This is a genomic window from Saccharomonospora halophila 8 (genome assembly GCF_000383775.1).
GTDB lineage: Bacteria > Actinomycetota > Actinomycetes > Mycobacteriales > Pseudonocardiaceae > Saccharomonospora > Saccharomonospora halophila.
In genome coordinates, this window is record NZ_KB912499.1 from 44,891 (window position 1) to 48,234 (window position 3,344).

Annotated in this window: 2 protein-coding genes; both read left to right on the forward strand. The window is 72.0% G+C overall.

The genetic code is table 11. The features are described from left to right. The first annotated feature begins 166 nt into the window (after positions 1-166). Entirely contained in the window at positions 167-2,830 is a 2,664-nt protein-coding gene (gene alaS, locus SACHA_RS0104920; RefSeq protein ID WP_019807636.1) for an alanine--tRNA ligase, read from the forward strand. Then, on the forward strand, positions 2,827-3,321 hold the full coding sequence (ruvX, locus tag SACHA_RS0104925; protein WP_019807637.1) for a Holliday junction resolvase RuvX: 495 nt from the start codon (positions 2,827-2,829) through the stop codon (positions 3,319-3,321). Before alaS ends, ruvX begins: the two co-directional genes overlap by 4 nt. The last annotated feature ends 23 nt before the right edge of the window (positions 3,322-3,344 follow it).

Genomic DNA, 3,344 nt, shown 5'->3' on the forward strand with positions numbered 1-3,344 from the left:
GGCAGGCACGCCGCCCCCGGGACGTCCGCGCGGCGAGCGCGCCGGGCGGAGACCTGAGGCCGACGGGAGGCACACCAGGCACGCAGGCCCGTCCCGGTCTCCGCCGTCCCCCGCCCACGACCCGCGCACGGCGCCCCGGCGCCGCGCCTCACGCCAAGGAAAGCCAGTGGAAACTCACGAGATCAACAAGCGATTCCTGGACTTCTTCGCCAAGCACGGGCACACCAGGGTGCCCAGTGCCTCACTGATCCTCGACGACCCCACCCTGCTGTTCGTCAACGCGGGAATGGTGCAGTTCAAGCCGTACTTCCTCGGTGAGGTCCCGCCGCCCTACCCCCGCGCCGCGAGCGTGCAGAAGTGCGTGCGCACCGGCGACATCGACGAGGTGGGCAAGACCACCCGGCACAACACGTTCTTCCAGATGGCGGGCAACTTCTCCTTCGGGGACTACTTCAAGGAGACCGCCATCGCCCGGGCCTGGGAGCTGATCACGACCTCGCAGGACGAGGGCGGGTTCGGGTTCGAGCCGGACCGGCTGTGGGCCACGGTGTACGAGCACGACGCGGAGGCCGCCGCGCTGTGGCGGGAGGTCGCGGGATTGCCGTCCGAGCGCATCCAGTACCGCAGCGCGGACGACAACTACTGGGACATGGGCGTACCCGGGCCCGGCGGGCCGTGCTCGGAGATCTACTACGACCGCGGCCCGGAGTACGGCCGCGACGGTGGTCCCGCGGTGGACGAGGACCGTTTCCTGGAGATCTGGAACCTGGTGTTCATGCAGGACATCCGGGGCGAGGGCAGCCCGAAGAAGGGCTATCCCGTGCTCGGGGAACTGCCGCGGAAGAACATCGACACCGGCATGGGTATCGAGCGGGTGGCGTACCTGCTCCAGGGCGTGTCGAACGTGTACGAGACCGACCTGGTGCGCCCGGTGATCGCCACGGCCGAGGAGTTCTCCGGCCGCCGCTACGGCGACCACCACCCCGACGACGTCCGGTTCCGGGTAATCGCCGACCACGCCCGGTCCGGGGTGATGCTGATCTCGGACGGGGTCACCCCCGGCAACGAGACCCGCGGGTACGTCCTGCGCAGGCTGCTGCGCCGGATCGTGCGCTCGGTGCGGCTGCTGGGCGTCCACGAACCGGTGCTGCCCGAGTTCGCCGCGGTCGTCCGCGACGCGATGGCGCCCTCCTACCCCGAGGTCGCCCGGGACTTCGACCGGATCAGCGACGTCATGCGGACCGAGGAGGAGAGCTTCCTCGCCACGCTCACCAGCGGTTCCCGCATCTTCGACATGGCCGCGGAGCAGACCCGCCGCTCCGGCGGCACGATGCTGGCCGGGGACAAGGCGTTCCAGCTGCACGACACCTACGGGTTCCCGATCGACCTCACCCTGGAGATGGCGGCCGAGCAGGGACTGTCGGTGGACGAGGAGGGTTTCCGCACCCTCATGGAGGAGCAGCGGCAGCGCGCCAAGGCCGACGCCGCGGCGCGCAAGAGCGGCCACGGCGACCTGTCGGCCTACCGGAGACTGCTCGAACAGCACGGGGAGACCGAGTTCCTCGGCTACACCGACCTGCAGGCCACCTCCCGGGTGCTGGCGCTGATGGTCGACGGGGTGCCGGCCACGGTGGCGGGGGAGGGCACGACGGCCGAACTCGTCCTCGACCGCACCCCGTTCTACGCCGAGGGCGGTGGGCAGATCGCCGACACGGGCGTGCTGCTGGGCCACGGGGTCGAACTGGCGGTGCGGGACGTGCAGAAGCTCGTGCCGGGACTGTACGTCCACCGGGTGGAGGTCACCGGGGGCGAGGTGGCGGTGGACACCGAGTTGACCGCCTCGGTGGACGGGACCCGCCGCGCCGCGATCGCCCGCTCGCACTCGGCCACCCACCTGGTGCACGCCGCGGTGCGCGGGGCCTACGGCAACCGGGCCGCCCAGGCCGGGTCGCTGAACTCGCCCGGGCGGATGCGGTTCGACTTCACCACCGCGGGCTCCGTGTCGTCGGGCGTGCTCACCGAGGTGGAGGAGGAGGTCAACGACTACCTCCAGACCGACGTCGAGGTGCAGTCCTACACCACGACCAAGGACAAGGCCCTCGAACAGGGGGCGATCGCCCTGTTCGGGGAGAAGTACGGCGACCGGGTCCGCGTGGTCGACATGGGGGACTACTCGCGCGAGCTGTGCGGGGGGACCCACGTCGGGCGGATCGGTCAGCTGGGGTTGGTCAAACTGGTCACCGACTCGTCGATCGGCTCGGGGGTGCACCGCGTCGAGGCGCTGGTCGGCACGGACGCGCTGCGGCACGTGCGCAAGGAACAGCTGCTGGTCTCCGAACTGGCGGGCACGCTGAAGGTGCCGACGGAGTCGCTGCCGCACCGCATCGAGGACGTGCTGACCCGTCTGCGCGACGCCGAGAAGGAGATCGAACGGCTGAAGATGCGCGAGGTGCTCGGCTCGGCGGGCACGCTCGCCGAGCGTGCGCAGGACGTCTCCGGCACGGCACTGGTGGCGGAGAAGCTGGACGAGGGCGTCGACGGAGGTGCGCTGCGCACGCTGGCGGGCGAGGTCCGTAATCGGCTCGGGTCCCGGCCCGGGGTGGTCGCCCTGTTCGCCCCCTCCGGGGAGAAGGTGAGCTTCGTGGTGGCCACCACGGCGGCGGCCCGGGAGGAGGGTCTGGCGGCGGGTGATCTGGTGCCGTCCTTCGCCGAGGCCGTCGGCGGCCGGGGCGGTGGCAAGCCGGACATGGCCCAGGGCGGGGGCACCCGGCCGGACGGGATCGACCGGGCCCTCGGTGCGCTGCGGGACACGGTGGGTCAGCGCCGGTGAGCGACGTACGCCCCGACCGGCCCGGGGAGAACGATCCCGGGCCCGGCCGGCGGCTGGCGGTGGACGTCGGGTCGGTGCGGGTCGGCGTGGCGCTGTCCGATCCGGCCGGGATTCTCGCCACCCCGCTGGTTACCCTGACGCGTGATGCGGAGACGGACACCGATCTTGACGAGCTGGCCCGGCTGGTCGCCGAGAACGAGGTGGTCGAGGTGATCGTGGGACTGCCGAGGACGCTGGCGGACCGGCACGGCAGTGCCGCGGCGATCGCGACGGAGTACGCACGGCGGCTGACCGGTCGGCTCGATCCGGTCGGGGTCCGGATGGCCGACGAGCGGCTCAGCACGGTCACCGCGAGCCGCATGTTGTCCCAGCGGGGAGTCAAGGGACGCAGGCAGCGCCGGGTGGTGGACCAGGCCGCGGCCGTGGAGATCCTGCAGGGGTGGTTGGACGCGCGGGCCGCGGGTGCGCCGCGCGGAGAGGACCCCGCGTGAACGCGCCGCACGACGGCCCCGGC